The organism is Brevundimonas sp. GW821-FHT10E09 (assembly GCF_058809375.1).
The window spans coordinates 241680-260202 of sequence record NZ_JBXASO010000003.1 but is presented as its reverse complement, the minus strand read 5'-3'; the positions used below and the strand labels follow the sequence as shown (position 1 = coordinate 260202).

The following is an 18523-nucleotide window of genomic DNA, read 5'->3' as shown; positions in this document are numbered from 1 at the left end:
TGTGACAGTTGGCGCCGTTCGGGCCCCCTCCGTCTCGCCGGCTTCGCCGGCGATCCACCTCCCCCAAGGGGGGAGGAGTGGGGCGATCACCTCCCCAGGGGGAGAGGAATGGGATGACGGAGATCCTCCCCCCTTGGGGGAGGTGGCGCGGCGCAGAGCGCCGTGACGGAGGGGGCGTGTCGCCGAGGTTAGAACAGCACCGCCGGGTTCATGATCCGCTTCGGGTCGATGGCGCGGCGGAGGGCGGCCATGGTTTCGATCTCGAGGGGGGATTTGTAGCGTTTGACCTCTTCGGTCTTCAGCCGGCCCAGGCCGTGTTCGGCGGAGATGGAGCCGTCATAGGTTCCGACAACGTCGTGAACCACTTGCGAGCCTTCCTTCCAGCGACCGATGAAGGCGGGGATGTCCTGGCCCACGCCGGGCAGGATGTCATAGTGCAGATTGCCGTCGCCGACGTGGCCGAAGACCGAGATCCGGGCGCCGGGGTGGAAGCGTTCGACGGCGGCCGAGGCTTCGTCGATGAATTCGGCGATGCGGCTGATGGGGACGGAGACGTCGTGTTTCCAGCCGCCGCCCTCGGGCTTCAGCGCCGCCGAATGTTCCTCGCGCAGACGCCAGAAGGCGGCGCGCTGGGCGTCGTTCTGGGCGATGGCGGCGTCGGTGATCAGGCCTTGCTCGAAGGCGACTTCCAGCAGGGCCTCCATCTGGGCCTCGGCGCCGCCGGGCGTCCCGGAGGCGATCTCGATCAGGACGTACCAGTCGGGCGTCGAGTCCAGCGGTTCACGGGTGTCGGGGATGTTCTTGAGCACCAGTTCCATGCCCAGACGCTTCATCAGCTCGAAGGCCTCGACCCCGCCGCCGGTCTCGGCCTTGGCGCGGGCGAGGAGTTCGACGGAGGCGGCGGCCGTCTCCAGGCCGACGACGGCGACGGCGCGCGAACGCATGATGGGGAAGAGTTTCAGGGTGGCGGCGGTGACGACGCCCAGGGTGCCCTCGGCGCCGATCAGCAGCTGTTTCAGGTCGTAGCCGGTGTTGTCCTTCCTGAGGCGTTTCAGGCCCCGGAAGATCTCGCCATTGGGCATGACGGCCTCAAGGCCCAGCACCAGGTCGCGCATCATGCCGTAGCGGAGCACCTGGGTGCCGCCGGCGTTGGTGGAGATGACGCCGCCGATGGTGGCCGACCCCTCGGCCGCGAGGCTGAGCGGGAAATAGCGGCCGGCGGCCGTCGCCGCCTGTTGCGCCTCCAGCAGGGTCAGGCCGGCCTCGACCGTCATGGCGTCGTCCAGGGGGGTGACGTCGCGGACGGCGCGCATCTTGCGAGTCGACAGCAGGACTTCACCGAAGGGGATCTGGCCGCCGACCAGGCCGGTGCCGCCGCCCTGGGGCGTGATGGCCACGCCTTCGCGGGCGCAGATGGCGACCGCCCTGGCCGTCTCCTCGGTCGAACGCGGGGTCAGCAGGATCGGCGTATGGCCGGTCCAGCGGTTGCGCCATTCGGTCAGGGCCGGGGCGATGACCTCGGGATCCTGGGTCCAGCCGCCCGGACCCAGGGCGGCTTTCAGTTCGTCCAGAACGGCGGGAGAGGGGGCGGGCGTCTGCATGGCTCCCTTTTGTCAGGCGCGAGGGCGAGGTGGAAGGGCCGTCGGCCTCAGACGTCCAGGTCTTCCTTCACGAACTGGGCGTTTTCCTGGATGAACTGGAAGCGGGCGTCGGCGCGCTTGCCCATCAGGCGTTCGACCAGATCCTCGACGCTGGTTTCGGCGTCGGGGACGGTGATCCGGGCCAGGGTGCGCTTCTTCGGGTCCATGGTGGTCTCCTTCAGCTGGGAGGCCATCATTTCGCCGAGGCCCTTGAACCGGCCGATCTCGGTCTTCTTGCCCTTGAAGACGGTGGCCAGCAGTTCGTCGCGGTGGGCGTCGTCGCGGGCGTATTCGCTCAAGGGACCGGCCGAGATCCGGTACAGCGGCGGCAGGGCCATGAAGACCCGGCCCTGACGGATGGTCTCGGGCATGACCCGGTAGAAGAAGGTGATCAGCAGGGCCGCGATATGGGCGCCGTCCACGTCGGCGTCGGTCATGATGACGATCCGCTCGTAGCGCAGGTCGTCGATATTGAACCGATTGCCGGGCTGGACGCCCAGGGCCAGGGCCAGGTCGGACAGTTCGATGTTCTGGCGCAGCTTGTCGGCGGTCGCGGAGGCGACGTTCAGGATCTTGCCGCGCAGGGGCAGGATGGCCTGGGTGGTGCGGTCGCGCGCCTGTTTGGCCGAGCCGCCGGCCGAATCGCCTTCGACGATGAAGAGTTCGGTGCCCTGGGCCGACTGGCGGCTGCAGTCCGACAGCTTGCCGGGCAGGCGCAGCTTGCGGGTGGCGGCGGCGCGCTGGACCTCCTTGTCCTTGCGGCGGCGCAGCCGGTCTTCGGCGCGATCGACGACGAAGCCGAGCAGGGCGTTGGCCTGTTTGGGACTTTCGGTCAGCCAGTGGTCCAGCGGGTCGCGCAGCAGCTGTTCGACCAGGCGGGCGCCCTCGGGCGAGGACAGGCGGTCCTTGGTTTGGCCCTGGAATTCGGGATTGCGGATGAAGACGCTGATCAGGGCGCCGGCGTTGGCGGTGACGTCCTCGGCCGTGATGATGGCGGCGCGCTTCTCGTTGGTCAGTTCGCCGTAGGATTTCAGACCCTTGACCAGGGCGGCGCGGAAGCCGGCCTCGTGGGTGCCGCCGTCGGGGGTGGAGACGGTGTTGCAGTAGGACTGGATGAAGCCGTCCGCCTCGCCGAAGCCGATGGGGGACCAGGTGACGGCCCATTCGAAGGCGCCCGCCTCGCCCTGACGCTCGGCGCGGCCGGCGAAGGTGGGGGTGACGGTCTCCAGCTCGCCGATCCGGTCGATCAGGGCGTCGGCCAGACCGCCGGGGAAGTGGAGCAGGGCCTGGGCCGGGGTCGTGTCGGTGATACGCTCGGGCGCGCAGGTCCATTTGATCTCGACGCCGCGGAACAGATAGGCCTTGGAGCGGGCCATACGGAACAGGCGGGCGGGCTTGAAGGCCGCGCCCATGCCGAAGATTTCGTCGTCCGGCTTGAAGCGAATCTGGGTGCCGCGCTTCCTGGACGGCTGGACCTGCTGGATCGGGCCCAGGACATTGCCGCGCGAGAAGGACTGTTTCCACTCGAAGCCGTCGCGCCAGACGGTCACGTCCAGATGTTCCGACAGGGCGTTGACGACCGAGACGCCGACGCCGTGCAGGCCGCCCGAGGTCTCATAGGCCTTGCCGGAGAATTTGCCGCCCGAGTGGAGGACGGTCATCACCACCTCCAGCGCCGACTTGCCGGGATGTTTGGGGTGGGGATCGACCGGGATGCCCCGGCCGTCGTCGCGGACCGACAGATAGCCGTCGGCGTCCAGTTCGACCGTGATCAGCTTGGCGTGACGGGCCACGGCCTCGTCCATCGCATTGTCGAGGACTTCGGCGAACAGGTGGTGCAGGGCGCGTTCGTCGGTGCCGCCGATATACATGCCGGGGCGTTTGCGAACGGGCTCGAGCCCTTCCAGCACTTCGATGGAGGAGGCGGAATAGGCGTTCTGGGCGCCCGCAGTCGGCGCTGGGGCTGCGGCGACGGGCGTCGGGGCCGGTTTTGGCGCAGGGGCGAGCGCAGCCTGGGGCGGGGTCACCGCAACGGGCTTGGGCGCCTCGGGCTTGGGCGCCTCGGGCGTGTCGTTAAAAGCGAAGAGGTCGTCGGCCATTCACATAGTCTGAGGCGATTCGGAGCCGGTTCTGGTAGGCGCGTGTCGCCGGTCGAGCAAGCGGCGGTCGCACCGGAACCGGATCGAAGGTCACGGCGCGGGCCAGAATCGCCAGCATCAGCACCCAGGGCAGGTTGGCGTGGGTCAGCAGGACGCTCTCGGACAGGCTGAGGGCGAAGAAGACCGCCAGATAGCCGAGGCTCCAGAACCCCTCGCGGGCGCCCAGGCCGTTCATACGGATCAGGATCATGACGGCGGACACGGCCATGAGGGTTCCGACGGCGACCGCGCCGGGCCAGCCCAGCTGGACCAGCAGGTCGATCCAGCCGTTGTGGGCCGAGGGGACGGGCCACTGGGTCTCCAGCCGGATCTCGCGGGCGGGAATGGAATCGACGCCCCAGAAGGCGCTGAAGCCGTAACCGGTCCAGGGGCGTTCGGCGACCTTGCGCATCAGGGCCTCCCAGATCAGGGTCCGGCCGGTCAGGGACGGGTCCTTGCCCAGGGCTTCGAGAATGGCGGCGGAATCGGTGTTCCAGAACCAGGTCCCGACGGCGGCGATCACCACGCCCAGCCAGACGGCCGCGACGGTCACGGCCGCGCCGCCTTGGCGCAAGGTCCACCAGCCGCCGACCATGCCGACGCCCAGCATCCAGCACAGCAGCGAGGTCTTGGACTGGGTGGCCACGACCAGAAGCGTGGTCAGGGCGAAGGTCAGCAGGGCGACCCAGGGCTTGCGCCCGTTTCCGGCCAGATGGTCGGCGGCCAGGCTGGCGGCGGCCGAGACCGCGCCGACCACCATGACCAGGCCCATCTGGTTCTTCTCGTACCAGAGGCCGCGCCACAGACCGGCGTTGTCGTACTGGTGAACCCCGATGCGGGGAAAGGCGAAGACCATGATCAGGCTGCCGACCGCCATGACCAGACAGGTGTGCATCAGGACGCGGGGCAGGGCCGCGTCCCGGAAGACCGCGCCCAGATAGACGGCGAAGGCGCTGTTGATCGCCAGGGCGATGACGCGCCGGTCGGTGACGCCGGGATCGATGGACCAGTACTGCGAGACATAGGCCAGGCCGACGAGGCCGCCGACCATCAGCCAGGCGGGCCAGGCGCGGATGATTTTTTCGAAGCGAAACACGATCAGGCCGGCGGTGACGGCGTAGACGGGCAGCCAGATCAGGCGAAGGATCGGGGTCTCGCCCTGGTCCGGGGCGATGACCGGGGCGATCAGGGCGCCGGTCAGCATGAAGACGATGAAGCCCGCCGCCCACTGTTCCCAGGCGGGCGGGGCGTCCGAATCATCGATCTGGACGGGCGAGGCGTGCACGGGGCGACTGTCGCCCCGGCCGCTTAAGGAAGGGTGAGCGCCGCGCGGAAGGCGGCGAAGCCGTGTTCGAGGTCGGCGATCAGGTCGGCGGGGTCTTCCAGCCCGATGTGAAGGCGGATCAGCTCGCCCTCCAGGATCGGCGGATGATCCCGATAGGCCATCTGGTGGGTTTCGTGAGTGATCAGGCTTTCGAACCCGCCCCAGGAATAGCCCATGCCGAACAGGGAAAGGGCGTCGAGGAAGGCGCAGGCTGCGGCCGTGTGTCCGCCCTTCAGCACCACGCCCATCAGGGAGGCGGCGCCGGTGAAGTCCCGCGTCCACAGGTCATGGCCGACCGCGCCGGGCAGGGGCGGATAGAGGACGCGGGCCACCTCGGGCCGGGCCTGCAGCCACTCGGCGACGATCAGGCCCGACCGCCCCTGTTCGCCATAGCGCAGCGGCAGGGTGCGCAGGCCGCGCAGGGCCAGCCAGGCGTCGTCGGGCGAGACGTGCCAGCCCAGATCCTCGATCGTGTCGGCGACGGCGCGCAGGCAGGCGGGGACGCTGGCGGCGATCCCGCCCATCAGGACGTCGGAATGGCCGGAGACATATTTGGTCAGGGCCTGGATGCTGACATCGACGCCGTAGGCCAGGGGCTTGAAGGCCAGGCCTGCGCCCCAGGTGTTGTCGATCACGGTCAGGACGCCGCGGTTGCGACAGGCGGACGCCACGGCGGCCACATCGATCATCTCGAAGGTCAGGGAGGCGGGCGATTCCATCAGGACCAGACGGGTGCGGTCGCCGAGGGCGGCGATCAGGCCCGCCGCATCCGTATCGGCGGGCAGGAAGCGGGTCGTGACCCCGCGCGCGGCCTGGTAGCGGGCCAGGAACCGGCGGGACGGGCCATAGATCGCGTCGCTCGTGATCACCTCGTCGCCCGGCCGGGTCAGGGCCAGCAGGGGCACGGTCACGGCGGCGAGGCCGGACGGGACGATGAAGGCGTCGGCCGCGCCTTCCAGATCGGCCAGGGCGGCGCGCAGCTGGCGCGCGGCCGAGCCGCCGTCCAGGCCGTAGGTCGGACCATCGGCGTCGTCCCGCATGGTCTCCGCCCGGTCGCTGAGCATGGTCGAGGCGCGTTCGATGGGTGGGTTGACCGGGCGGCGTCCCTGGCCCCGCCGGGTGGCGGACGAGATCAGACGGGTGCGGTCCGAATGCGGCGACATGGCCTCTCCGATGGGTTGCGGATCAGGGCCTAAAGGCCTCTAAAGTCAGCGGGGCGCAAGCGGCGGAGGATGCGAAACGCGATGCGGGTCTTGACGATCGGAGTTATGGCGGCGGCCCTGCTGACGGCGGCCTGCGGACGCGGGAATCCCGACCCGACGCCGGAAACCGCCTCGCAGACCCTGCCGACGCCCAGCGTGGCCACGGATCGCCCCGACAGCCCGACCCTGATCGCGGTCAAGCGACGCGGGCGGCTGAACTGCGGCGTGCATCAGGGGCTGGTCGGCTTCGCCTATACCGACAACCGCGGTCAGTGGCGCGGGTTCGACGCCGACTTCTGTCGCGCCATGGCGGCGGCCATCTTCGGCGACGGGAACGCGGTTCGGTTCGTGCCCCTGTCTGCGTCCGACCGGTTCGCGGCGCTGAAGGAAGGCCGAGTGGACGTGTTGTGGCGCAATTCGTCCTGGACCATGAGCCGGGACGCCGGCGAGGGCTTCGTCTTCGCGGGAATCAACTATTACGACGGCCAGGGCTTCCTGGTGCGGCGGTCTCTGAGCCTGGCCAGCGCCACGGAACTGAACGGCGCCCGGATCTGCGTCCAGGCGGGATCGACAGCCCAGGCCAACGCCGACGACTTCTTCCTCTCGCGCGGCATCGCCTATCGCCCGGTGGTTCTGCCCAGCGAGGAGGCGGCGCGGGACGCCTATGGCCGGGAAGACTGCGACGCCTTGAGCGCCGACATATCGGCCCTGGCCGCCGCCCGCACGGTTCTGGCGGATTCTCAGGCGCACACGATATTGTCAGACGTGGTGTCTAAGGAGCCGCTGGGGCCCGTCGTCAGGGCCGGGGACGAGCGCTGGGCCGACGTGGTGCGATGGACCCTGAACGCCGTCGTCCTGGCCGAGGAATTCGGGGTCACGCAGGAGAACGCCGAAGCCCTGTCGAAGACGTCGAACGACCCGCGCATCAAGCGTTTGCTGGGGTCTGAGGGCGAATACGGCGCCCTGCTGGGCCTGTCCGACGACTGGGCGAAGGACGCCATACTGTCGGTCGGAAATTACGGCCAGATCTTCGACCGGAACCTGGGTTCGCAATCGCCGCTCGACCTGGCGCGCGGATTGAACGCACAGTGGAACGCGCGGCCGGCCGGCTTGATCTATGGATTGCCGATCCGTTAAGCGCCGCAGCTTGAGTCTTTTCCTGGGGGATGGATGACCGAGACGAAACCTGGGGGCATAGCCCTCCACTGGCTGATGCTGATCGGCTTCACCGTCGGCCTGGGCGGGGGGCTGTGGGTCAATCTGGCGCTGGGCGCCGATACGGCCTGGGTGGTCTGGGTCACCGACAACATCACAGGACCGGCGGGGCAGATCTTCCTGCGCCTGCTGTTCATGATGGTCATCCCGCTGCTGTTCTCGGCCCTGGTGATCGGGGTGGCCGAGATGGGCGACCTGAATTCGCTGGGACGGGCGGGGATCAAGACCCTGCTGCTGACCATACTGGTTTCGGGCATCGCGGTGGTGATCGGCCTGGTCATGGTCAATCTGTTGCAGCCCGGCCGGGGCGTCGATCCCGCCATGGCGCAGCAGTTGCTGGAACAGGGACGCGACGGCGCCGCCGGCATTGTCCAGAACGCGCCGGAGACCATTCAACTGGGCGACTTCTTCCTGGGACTGGTGCCGTCCAACGCGGTCACGGCGGCGGCGGAGAACCAGATCCTGCCCCTGATGGTCTTCGCCCTGTTCTTCGGCATCGGCCTGGTCATGGCCAAGAGCCCTGCAACCGACCGCCTGCAAGAGGTGATCGAGGGGCTGCTGGAAGTGACGATGAAGCTGATCAACCTCTTCATCAAACTGGCGCCCTTCGCCATCGCCTGCCTGATGTTCAACCTGGCGGCCCTGTTCGGCTGGGACCTGCTGGTGCGTCTGGCCGCCTTCGTGGGCGTCGCCGTCGGGGCCATGGCGATCCACATGTTCGTGGTCTATCCGCTGGTCATCTGGCTGCTGGGCGGGCGTTCGCCGATCGCCTTCTTCAGGGCGGTGCGCGAGCCGATGGTGGTGGCCTTCTCCACCGCCTCGTCCAACGCCTCGCTGCCGGTGTCGCTGAAGGCGGCCGAGCAGGAGCTGAAACTGCCCAGGAAGATCGCCCGTTTCGTCCTGACGGTCGGGGCCACCGCCAACCAGAACGGCACGGCCCTGTTCGAGGGGGTGACGGTGCTGTTCCTGGCCCAGTTCTTCAACGTCGAACTGAGCCTGACCCAGCAGGTCATCGTCATGCTGGTCTGTATCCTGGGCGGGATCGGCACGGCCGGGGTGCCGGCGGGTTCGCTGCCGGTGGTGGCCATGATCCTGGTCATGGTGAAGGTGCCGCCGGAAGGGATCGGCCTGATCCTGGGGGTCGACCGCTTCCTGGACATGTGCCGGACCACGCTGAACGTCACCGGCGATCTGGTTCTGGCCACGGTGGTCTCGCGCGGCGAGAAGGACGATCCGGTTGAGCCGGTCGATCCGACGGCGTCCGAAGATCTTCCGGGAGCCGCCCGACGCGGCCTGAAGCACGGAACGGCGGGCTGAGTCAGTCGAGGACGACGGGGGTGTCGGTCCGAGACCCCCATTCGGCCCATGAGCCGTCGTAGAGACTCGACGGCGCGTCGAGCGTGGCCAGGGCCAGGGTGAGGATCGCGGCGGTGACGCCCGAGCCGCAGCTGGTGATGATCGGCCGGTCGAAGGTCACCCCGGCGTCGTTGAACCGGGCGCGCAGGGCCTCGGGCTCCAGAAGTCGTCCGTCCTCGCCGATCACGGAGAGGAAGGGCAGGTTCAGCGCGCCCGGCATATGGCCGGAGCGGAGGCCGGCGCGGGGTTCCGCCGCCTGACCGGCGAACCGGGCCGCCGGCCGCGCATCCAGAATCTGCGCCTCGCCGGTCAGGGCCGCCAAGACGGTGGGCAGGTCGGCGACCGCATCGCTGCGCCGCGACGCAGCGAACGACGCCGGCGTGGGCGTCTGCGCCGGACCCGAGACCAGAGGCCGCCCTTCGGCCCGCCAGAGCGGCAGGCCGCCGTCCAGCACCCGCACGTTCGTCGCCCCCATCAGCCGGAAGGTCCACCAGACGCGCGGGGCGGAGCGCAGGCCGACCGTGTCATAGATGACGATGGTGTCGGTCGCGGCGATGCCGAGGGCTCCGACCGCCTCGGCGAAGGCGGCGGCGGTCGGCAGCATGTGCGGAAGGTCCGAGCCGTGGTCCGAGACCGCCTCGAGGTCGAAGAAAACGGCGCCCGGCAGTCGGGCCTGGTCGAAGTCCGCCTGGGCGTCGCGGCCGTCCAGATGCCAGGACCCATCGACGATCCGCAGCGTCGGATCCTCCATCAGGGTCGCGAGGTCGGCTGTCGAGATCAGGGGCGAGGACTGGGTCATGCCCCCAGCCTAATGTCAGGCGCGGTCCAGCACCAGTTGCACCACATCGGTCCGGCGTGACCGGAAGCCCGCCTCGCAATAGGCCAGATAGAAGCGCCACAGCCGGCGGAACCGCTCGTCGAAGCCGGCGATGCGGCGGATGTCGCCCCAGGCGGCCTGGAATCGGTCGTCCCAGAGCTTCAGCGTCTCGGCATAGTCCAGGCCGAACCGTTCGATCGGGCCCCAGTTCAGGCCGGCGGCGGCTACGACCGGCTTCAGCCGCTCCTCCGACGGCAGCATGCCGCCGGGGAAGACGTATTTCTGGATGAAGTCGGTGCGGGCGTTATATTCCTCGAACAGGGGCTCCTGGATGGTGATGATCTGGAGACCCGCCCGGCCGCCGGGGTCCAGGACGTCGTGGATCTTCTCGAAATAGGTCGGCCAGTATTCCATGCCCACGGCCTCGAACATCTCGATCGAGGCGACGCGGTCGAACCGGCCCTGGACGTCGCGATAGTCGATCAGGTCGATCGTCGCGCGGTCCGACAGACCGGCGTTGAACAGACGCTGACGGGCGAAGTCGTGCTGTTCCCTGGAAATGGTCACGCCCGTGACCTGGGCGCCGATCTCGCGGGCGGCGAACTCGGCGAAACCGCCCCAGCCGCAGCCGATCTCGAGCACCGACATGCCCGGCTTCAGGTCCATCATCCGGGCCAGGGCGGCGTATTTGGCCTTCTGCGCCGCGTCCAGCGGGGCGTCCGCCCGCTCGAATCGGGCCGACGAATAGGTCATCGAGGGGTCGAGCCAGGTCTGGTAGAAGGCGTTGCCCAGGTCGTAATGGGCGTGGATGTTCTTCTTCGATCCGCTCTTGCTGTTGCGGTTGCGCCGATGGGCCAGCCAGTTGACCGCCATCATCAGCCAATTGCCGTCGAACAGGCGGCGGATGTGGTCGTAGTTCTCGACCAGGGTCTCCAGCAGGGCGGCCAGATGGGGGCTGTCCCATTCGCCGGCCATATAGGCTTCCGCGAAGCCGATGTCGCCGGCGGCCAGGACGCGGCGGGCGAAGCCGTAGTCCTTGACGTCGAGCACGCCGCTGGGGCCGGGGCGGGCGCCGTCCAGCACATGGGTCTCGCCATTGGGCAGGTGGACGGTCAGGCGGCCGAAGGTCCAGTTCGACGCCAGCAGACGCAGCAGCATGGCGAACATGCGCGGGGTGCGGGCGGCGGCGGCCTCGATATCGACGGTGGCGACACTCATGCGGGACCCTCTTTGGACGTCGTCAGTCATGGCCGGCCTGTTCGTCTCGTCCAGTGACGGTCTTCAGGGCGTCGAGGGCGCGGGCGCGGGCCTGGGCATGATCCAAGATGGGGTGGGGATAGTGTTTGCCAAGTCGCACGCCGGCGTCGCGCAGCACTTCGGGCGGCGCGGTCCAGGGCGACGGGAGCCAGCGATCGGGCAGGCGGCGCAGTTCGGGGACCCAGCGGCGGACATAGCCGCCCGTCGCGTCGAACTTCTCGCCCTGGGTGATGGGGTTGAAGATGCGGAAATAGGGGGCGGCGTCGGCGCCCGAACCGGCGACCCACTGCCAGTTCTGCACATTGCTGGCCAGGTCGGCGTCGACCAGAGTGTCCCAGAACCAGGCCTCGCCCTCGCGCCAGTCGATCAGCAGATGTTTGACCAGGAAGGAGGCGACGACCATCCGCACCCGGTTGTGCATCCAGCCGGTCGTCCACAGTTGACGCATGCCGGCGTCCACCAGCGGATAGCCGGTGCGGCCGCGCTTCCAGGCCTCCAGACCCTCGGGATCGCCGCGCCAGGGCATGGATTCGTATTCCGGGCGGAAGGCCCGGTCGGTGATGGTGGGGAAATGGTGGAGCAGATGGGCCGAGAAGTCGCGCCAGCCCAGTTCCGCGACGAACTTGTCCGCCTCGCCCGCCGGGACCGCGCCCGCGTCCGCCGCGCCTCGCGCCCGCTGGGCCGCACGCCAGGGACTGATCTCGCCCCAGTGCAGGTGGGGGGAGAGGCGGCTGGTGGTCGGAAGGGCGGGATGGTCGCGGCCCTTGGCGTAGGTCTTGAGGCCCCGTGCGAGGAAATCGGACAGGGCGGCGTCGGCGCCGGCCTCGCCTGGCGTCCAGTCGAAACCCTTGGACCAGTCGGAGCGGGTCGGATGCAGGCGCCAGTCGTCGATCGATTCTGTCTGGACCGCGTCGGGCGTGGCGATGCGGCGCGGGGCGGTCGTGGGCGGCGGCGGCTCGGCTGTCGCCAGCAGGGCCTTCATGAAGGGGGTGAAGACCTTGTAGGGCGCGTCCGATCCGTTCAGCACGGCGCCCGGTCGGGCCAGCAGGGATCCGTTGAAGCCCCGGCAGTCGACGCCGGCCGACTTCAGCTCATGGGCGATCTCGGCGTCGCGGGCGAAGGCGGCGGGTTCGAACAGCCGATTCATAAACAGGGCGTCGGCCCCGGTGTCCTCGATCAGGCTCTGAAGTTGGGTCAGCGAATCGCCGCGCCGCAGGATCAGCCGCGAACCGCGTTCCCTAAGCGAATCGTCCAGGGCGCGCAGGGACTTGTCCAGCCACCACAGCGAGGCCGCGCCCGCCGGACGGTCCGGGTCGCGGTCCAGGATGAAGACCGGCAGGATCGGACGGCCGGTGGCGACGGCGTGATACAGGGCGGGATTGTCGTTCAGGCGCAGGTCGCGGCGAAACCAGAGGACGACAGGCTTGGTGGCCACGCAGGCGAACTCCATGATAACTTGCGCTCACACAAAACGAGCGCCACCTGATGGCCTCATAGCTGCGGCAAACGCCGCCCCCATAACGCCCGAACTTCGAAAGAGCCGCCTCGTGAGCCGACCCAACGCCGTCATTACGTTGTCCGAAGGTCTTCGGACGCCTGTCGTCATCGGCGGCGGCGCACGAATCGCCTTCATCGCCGGTCCCTGCCAGATGGAGAGCCGTCAGCACGCGCTGGAAACGGCCCATGCGCTGAAGGAAATCGGCGAGCGGCTGAACGTCGGCATCATCTACAAGACCAGTTTCGACAAGGCGAACCGCACCAGCGCCAGCGCCGCCCGCGGCATCGGCCTGAAGGACGCCATGCCGATCTTCGCCGAGATCCGCGAAACCGTCGGCCTGCCGACCCTGACCGACGTCCACTCCGAGGCCCAGTGCGGCCCGGTGGGCGAGGTGGTCGACGTGCTGCAGATCCCGGCCTTCCTGAGCCGCCAGACCGACCTGTTGCTGGCCGCCGCCGCGACCGGCAAGGCGATCAATATCAAGAAGGGTCAGTTCCTGGCCCCCTGGGACATGAAGAACGTCATCGCCAAGGTGGTCGGGGCCGGCAATCCGAACGTCATGGCCTGCGAGCGTGGCGCCAGCTTCGGCTACAACACCCTGGTCAGTGATATGCGCGCCCTGCCGGTGCTGCGCGAGATCGGCTGCCCGGTCGTGTTCGACGCGACCCACAGCGTGCAGCAGCCGGGCGGGCAGGGCACGTCATCGGGCGGTCAGCGCGAGTTCGTGCCGGTTCTGGCCCGCGCCGCCGTCTCGGTCGGCGTGGATGCGGTCTTCATGGAGACCCACCCGGACCCCGACAACGCCCCGTCGGACGGCCCGAACATGGTGCCTCTGGACCAGTTCGAGGCCCTGGCCGCGCAGCTGATCGCCTTCGACGACCTGGCCATCAAGATCGGGGCCAAGGCGCCGGTGGCGCAGGCGGCCTGAATCCTCTAGGTCGGGCGCATGTCTGACACCCTCGATCTGGGCGCCCTGCAGAAGCTGCTGGAGCGCGTGCGCGGCCTGAAGACGGCCTGCGTCGGCGACCTGATGCTGGACCGCTACGTCTATGGCGAGGTCAACCGTATCTCGCCCGAGGCGCCGATCCCGGTGCTGCGCACCCGCCGCACGACCGCCATGCCCGGCGGCGTGGGCAATGTGGCGCGCAATGTCGCGGCCCTGGGCGGGGTGGCGCATCTGGGCGCCGTGACGGGCGAGGATGCGGCCGGAGCGGAATTGCGCGACCTGATCGCCGCAGAGGACCGGGTCGTCGACTTCATCGCCAGGCCGGCCGGCGCCGCAACCATCGTCAAGACGCGGTTCGTGGCCGCGGGGCAGCAGCTGCTTCGCCTGGACGAGGAGGCGGCTGCTGCACCTCTAGATGAAAGTGACGCGTTTTCCAACGTCTCCGCCATTCTTCTATCTGACTACGCCAAAGGCGTGGTCGGCGACGCCCTGATCGCCTCGGCCCTGAAAGCCGCGCGCGAGACCGGCGCGCCGGTCATTGTCGATCCCAAGGGGCGGGATTTCGCCCGCTATGGTGCGGTGGATGTCATCAAGCCGAACGCGTCGGAACTGGCCGGGGCCACGGGCCTGCCGGTCGAGACCGACGCCGAGGTCGAGGCGGCGCTGGCGGCCCTGCTGGCGGCGACGACGGCGAAGGCCATCATCGTCACCCGCGCCGGCAAGGGCATGAGCCTGGCGCGGCGCGACGGGCCGGTGCGGCATTTTCCCGGCCGGGCCCGCGAAGTGTTCGACGTGTCCGGGGCCGGGGACACGGTGCTGGCTTCGCTGGGCCTGGCCCTGGGCGCCGGGGCCTCGCTGGAGACGGCGGTGCAGTTCGCCATCCTGGCTTCGGGCGTGGTGGTCGGAAAGGCCGGGACGGCCGTGGTCACGCCCGCCGAGCTGATCGAGGCGGAGCTGAGCCAGCACGCCGTCGCGGCCCAGGCCAAGGTGACGCCGCTGGACGAACTGGCGACCGAGGTCGAGGCCTGGCGGCGGCAGGGTCTGAAGGTCGGCTTCACCAACGGCTGTTTCGACATCCTGCACCGGGGCCATGTCGCCTATCTGGCCCAGGCGCGGTCGTGGTGCGACCGGCTGGTGGTGGCGCTGAACACCGACGCCTCGGTCAGGCGGCTGAAGGGCGAGGGGCGGCCGGTCAATGACCTGGACAGCCGCGCCGTCGTGATCGGCGGCCTGAGCAGCGTGGATCGGGTGACCAGTTTCGACGATCCCACCCCCATCGCCCTGATCGAGCGGCTGCGGCCCGACGTGCTGATCAAGGGCTCGGACTATACCCGCGAGGGCGTGGTGGGCGGCGACCTGGTGGAGAGCTGGGGCGGCGTGGTCCGTCTGGCGGAATTCAAGGATGGGTATTCGACGACCCGGACGATCGAAAAGATGACGGGAAGCACGCAATGACGCCCAGAATGATTGTTGTGACGGGCGGGGCCGGCTTCATCGGCTCCAATATCGTGGCGCGGCTGACGGCCGAGACGGCCTATGACGTGGTGGTCTGCGACCGGCTGGAGACCGCCGACCTGGCCAAGTGGAAGAACCTGGCCAAACATTCCATCGCCGACTTCTGGGCGCCGGAAGAACTGTTCGAACAGCTGGAGCGTCATGCGGAGCGGATCGAGGCGGTGGTGCACATGGGCGCCATTTCGTCCACGACCGAGCCGGATGCGGACCTGATCCTGCGCACCAACTTCACCCTGTCGCGCGACCTGTGGGACTGGTGCGCGATCCGGGACGCCCGGATGATCTACGCCTCGTCGGCGGCGACCTACGGCGACGGCGAGACGGGGTTCAAGGACGACGATGATGCGGAGTCGCTATCGAAGCTGAGGCCGCTAAACGCCTATGGCTATTCGAAAATGCTGTTCGACCAGTATGCGGTGCGCCAGTCGGATCGCGGCCAGGCGCCGCCCCAGTGGGCGGGGCTGAAGTTCTTCAACGTCTATGGGCCGAACGAGGGGCACAAGGGCGGGATGAAGTCGGTCGTGGCCCAGATCTGGCCCAAGGTCGCGGCGGGCGAGACCGTCAGCCTGTTCCGGTCGCACAATCCCAACTATGCCGACGGCGGCCAGTTGCGCGACTTCGTCTATGTGGACGATGTGGTCGATATCATCGAATTCCTTCTGCAGTCGCCGGAGGTCTCGGGGATCTTCAACGCCGGGTCCGGCCAGGCGCGGTCGTTCGACGATCTGGCCAAGGCCACCTTCGCCGCGGCCGGCAAGGCGCCGTCGATCGAGTATGTCGACATGCCCGAGGCGATCCGCGACCGGTACCAGTATTTCACCCAGGCCCGGATGGACCGGATCCGCGCCGCCGGGTTCGAGGGCCAGTCCACGCCTTTGGAAGAGGGCGTGCGTCGCTACGTCCAGAACTTCCTGGCCCAGCCAGATCAGTACAGATGAGAGGCCTGACGACCCGGCAGTGGATGGGCTACATCGGGTTCGTCCTGGTGTTCCTGCTGACCGCCGCCGTCGCGGTGTGGCGCGGGGACATTCTGCGCGCCGGTCTGGATCCCCAGGTGCCGTTCCAGACCTACAAGCCCCCGCCGGCGCCCGATTACGCCGATCCGCGCGCCTGGGCTCTGCTGGACGCGCGGGCGCCGGGGGCGGGCGGGGCCAACGTCTTCTTCGTTCATTCGACCACCTTCAACGGCGGGCGCGACTGGAACGGGGCCATCGGCGACCCCAAGGCCGACGCCTATCTGTACCGGGTGGTCCTGCCCAACTACGCTGGTCCCTTCGCACGGGCGGGCGCGGTCAGCGCGCCGCGCTATCGGCAGGCCAGCCTTTATACACGCCTGACCCTGCGTGACGATGCGCGCGAGGCCCGGGCCTTCGCCTATGGGGACGTCCTGGCGGCCTTCGACGCCTGGCTGGCGCGTCATCCCAAGGGCCCCATCGTCCTGGCGGGGGTGGAGCAGGGCGCCGATCTGCTGGACCGGCTGATCCGCGAACGGATCGCGCCGGATGCGGCGGTCCGGGACCGTGTGGTGGCGGCCTATCTGATGGACACGATCATCGCCGCCGAGAATCTGCCGGACTCCATTCCGGCCTGCGCCGATCGGCGCCAGATCCATTGCGTGATCGCCTGGTCGCAGGTCGGCGACCGCGACGACTCGGCCGCCCGTCGGCGACTGCGGCGGGCGACCGTCTGGGATGCGCGGGGGCATCTGGTCGATCTGGCGGGGCGGCCGGCGGTCTGTGTGAACCCGGTGACGGGGGGCACGGGCGAAGAGCCCGTTCCCGCGCGCCTGCACCGGGGCGCCACCAATGCGACGGGGCTGGAATGGGCGGCGCGTCCGGCGCTGATGGCGCGCGAGGTCGCGACCCAGTGCCGCGAAGGTCTGCTGCGCCACACCTGGCCCGATCTTGAATCCTTCCGGGAGACCGGCAACTGGGCCGACCGGAGAAAAGCGCGGCCTTACAACCTGTTCTACGGCGATCTGGAAGCAGATGTGGCGGAACGGCTTGCAACCTACGCTCGGCAGACCGGTTGAAAATCGGACGAAGGTCGTCCGGTTTCGGTGGCGCGGCTCGCGTCCCGCGCGTAACCTCCTCGCATACGGAGGATACACATGGACGTTCTCACCATCTTCGCCGGCGTTCTGCTGCTGCTCGCGATCGCGCTCCTGTTCAGCGTCATCAAGATCGTGCCGCAAGGTCGTGAATTCACGGTCGAACGGTTCGGCAAATACACCAAGACCCTGAGCCCCGGCATCGGCTTCCTGACCCCGTTCGTGGAACGGGTCGGCAAGCGGATGAACATGATGGAGCAGGTTCTTGATGTGCCGACCCAGGAGGTCATCACCAAGGACAACGCCATGGTCCGGGTGGACGGCATCGTCTTCATCCAGGTGATGGACGCCGCCCGCGCCGCCTATCGGGTCGATGATCTGCCCTACGCCATTTCGCAACTGTGCATGACCAATCTGCGGACCGTGGTCGGCTCCATGGAGCTGGACGAGGTGCTGAGCCAGCGCGACAGCATCAACACCCGCCTGCTGCACGTCATCGACGCGGCGACCGAGCCCTGGGGCGTCAAGGTCAACCGGATCGAGATCAAGGACCTGACCCCGCCGACCGACGTCACCAACGCCATGGCCCGCCAGATGAAGGCCGAGCGCGAACGCCGCGCCGTGGTCACCGAGGCGGACGGCGAGAAACAGGCCGCCATCACCCGCGCCGAGGGCGCCAAACAGGCGGCCATCCTGGAATCCGAAGGCCGCAAGGAGGCCGCCTTCCGCGACGCCGAGGCGCGCGAACGCGAAGCCGAGGCCGAGGCCCGCGCCACCACCATGGTGTCGGAAGCCATCGCCCGGGGCGACGTCAACGCCATCAACTATTTCGTGGCGCAGAAATATGTCGAGGCCTTCGCCGAACTGGCCCGCAGCCCGCAACAGCGGACCGTCATCGTGCCCGCCGAAATGGGGGCCCTGGTCGGCACCATCGCCGGTATCGGCGAGATGGTGAACCTGGCCAAGGGGCAGCAGCAACAGGCGACCCCGGTCAAGCCCGCCGCCCCGCCGCGTCGTCCCTCCGTTCCGCCCACCGCCTGATCCGGGAGCCCAGGTCATGACCGTCGTCGCCGATCTGTACGCCGCCCAGCCGTTCTGGATCTGGCTGGCCGTCGGGGTGTTGTTGCTGGCCGTCGAGTCGATGTTCTCGACCGAATGGCTGTTGTGGCCGGCGGTTTCGGCCGGGCTGGTGGCGGTCATGACGGCGGTCGGGGTGCGGTTGGGCCTGCCCGGCGAAGTGGCGGTCTTCGCCGTGCTGACGGTCATCGCCACCCTGTTGTCGCGACGCCTGATCCAGAAGGCCAATCCGGACGGGGTCGACATCAACGACCGGAACAGTCGTCTGATCGACCAGCGCGCCCGGGTGGTGGAGGCCTTCGTCGGCGGTCGAGGCCGGGTGTTCGTCTCTGGCGCCGAATGGTCGGCCGTCATCGACGGGGCCGCGCCCGAAACGGGGCAGCCCGAGGTCGGGCAGGATGTCGTGGTGCACGGGGTCAGCGGCTCGCTGCTGACGGTGCGCGCCGCGACCTGAGCCGTCCCGCGCAACCTTTGCCGTGGGACGACGT

The 18523-nt window shown here is 68.7% G+C and carries 15 protein-coding genes; 8 read left to right on the top strand and 7 right to left on the bottom strand.

Translation table 11 applies throughout. The features are described from left to right. Nucleotides 1-188: 188 nt before the first annotated feature. The 4 genes from AC1RSI_RS04650 to metC are packed head-to-tail and all read right to left on the bottom strand — an operon-like array spanning nt 189 to nt 6265. Nucleotides 189-1601 carry an FAD-binding oxidoreductase gene (locus AC1RSI_RS04650; protein WP_008260564.1) on the bottom strand — a complete coding sequence of 471 codons (1413 nt, stop codon included), beginning with the start codon at nt 1599-1601 and terminating at the stop codon, nt 189-191. Nucleotides 1602-1648: 47 nt separating this feature from the next. Next, the gene (gene parE, locus AC1RSI_RS04645) at nt 1649-3739 is read right to left on the bottom strand and encodes a DNA topoisomerase IV subunit B (RefSeq protein WP_154726608.1); all 2091 of its coding nucleotides are present in this window, start codon (nt 3737-3739) and stop codon (nt 1649-1651) included. Then, nucleotides 3714-5063 carry an O-antigen ligase family protein gene (locus tag AC1RSI_RS04640; protein WP_291757201.1) on the bottom strand — a complete coding sequence of 450 codons (1350 nt, stop codon included), beginning with the start codon at nt 5061-5063 and terminating at the stop codon, nt 3714-3716. The genes parE and AC1RSI_RS04640 overlap by 26 nt, the downstream gene beginning before the upstream one ends. Nucleotides 5064-5086: 23 nt before the next feature. Then, nucleotides 5087-6265 (bottom strand): cystathionine beta-lyase, encoded by a 1179-nt coding sequence (gene metC / locus AC1RSI_RS04635; RefSeq protein WP_035308488.1) that lies wholly within the window; start codon nt 6263-6265, stop codon nt 5087-5089. Nucleotides 6266-6346: 81 nt separating this feature from the next. Between metC and AC1RSI_RS04630 the strand changes: the two genes are divergently transcribed. Next, nucleotides 6347-7441, top strand: a complete 1095-nt coding sequence (locus tag AC1RSI_RS04630; RefSeq protein ID WP_419178337.1) for an amino acid ABC transporter substrate-binding protein — start codon at nt 6347-6349, stop codon at nt 7439-7441. Between the two features lie 33 nt (nt 7442-7474). Beyond that, nucleotides 7475-8836, top strand: coding sequence for a dicarboxylate/amino acid:cation symporter (locus tag AC1RSI_RS04625; protein ID WP_035308490.1), 1362 nt, complete (start codon nt 7475-7477; stop codon nt 8834-8836). A 1-nt stretch (nt 8837) separates the two neighbouring features. On the opposite strand, the gene sseA is transcribed toward AC1RSI_RS04625, so the two are convergent. Genes sseA through AC1RSI_RS04610 form a run of 3 tightly spaced genes read right to left on the bottom strand, consistent with a single transcriptional unit; the run spans nt 8838 to nt 12399 of the window. Then, on the bottom strand, nt 8838-9674 hold the full coding sequence (gene sseA / locus AC1RSI_RS04620; protein WP_154726606.1) for a 3-mercaptopyruvate sulfurtransferase: 837 nt from the start codon (nt 9672-9674) through the stop codon (nt 8838-8840). Between the two features lie 15 nt (nt 9675-9689). Further along, a complete protein-coding gene (locus AC1RSI_RS04615; protein WP_154726605.1) occupies nt 9690-10910 on the bottom strand; it encodes an SAM-dependent methyltransferase in 1221 nt (406 codons plus the stop codon). Between the two features lie 22 nt (nt 10911-10932). Then, nucleotides 10933-12399, bottom strand: coding sequence for a cryptochrome/photolyase family protein (locus tag AC1RSI_RS04610; RefSeq protein WP_035308497.1), 1467 nt, complete (start codon nt 12397-12399; stop codon nt 10933-10935). Nucleotides 12400-12496: 97 nt separating this feature from the next. On the opposite strand from AC1RSI_RS04610, the gene kdsA reads away from it, so the two are divergent. From kdsA to AC1RSI_RS04580, 6 genes are all read left to right on the top strand, one after another. Next, entirely contained in the window at nt 12497-13375 is an 879-nt protein-coding gene (gene kdsA, locus AC1RSI_RS04605) for a 3-deoxy-8-phosphooctulonate synthase (protein ID WP_369733378.1), read from the top strand. An 18-nt stretch (nt 13376-13393) separates the two neighbouring features. Continuing rightward, complete coding sequence (gene rfaE2, locus AC1RSI_RS04600; protein WP_291757204.1) at nt 13394-14848, top strand: D-glycero-beta-D-manno-heptose 1-phosphate adenylyltransferase; 1455 nt, start codon at nt 13394-13396, stop codon at nt 14846-14848. Nucleotides 14849-14856: 8 nt separating this feature from the next. Further along, nucleotides 14857-15846, top strand: a complete 990-nt coding sequence (gene rfaD / locus AC1RSI_RS04595; protein WP_081836186.1) for an ADP-glyceromanno-heptose 6-epimerase — start codon at nt 14857-14859, stop codon at nt 15844-15846. Next, the gene (locus AC1RSI_RS04590) at nt 15843-16940 is read left to right on the top strand and encodes a DUF3089 domain-containing protein (protein ID WP_035308502.1); all 1098 of its coding nucleotides are present in this window, start codon (nt 15843-15845) and stop codon (nt 16938-16940) included. The genes rfaD and AC1RSI_RS04590 overlap by 4 nt, the downstream gene beginning before the upstream one ends. Nucleotides 16941-17018: 78 nt before the next feature. Then, the gene (locus AC1RSI_RS04585) at nt 17019-17999 is read left to right on the top strand and encodes an SPFH domain-containing protein (RefSeq protein ID WP_035308504.1); all 981 of its coding nucleotides are present in this window, start codon (nt 17019-17021) and stop codon (nt 17997-17999) included. Nucleotides 18000-18015: 16 nt separating this feature from the next. Beyond that, nucleotides 18016-18489, top strand: a complete 474-nt coding sequence (locus AC1RSI_RS04580) for an NfeD family protein (protein WP_154726603.1) — start codon at nt 18016-18018, stop codon at nt 18487-18489. Nucleotides 18490-18523: the final 34 nt, after the last annotated feature.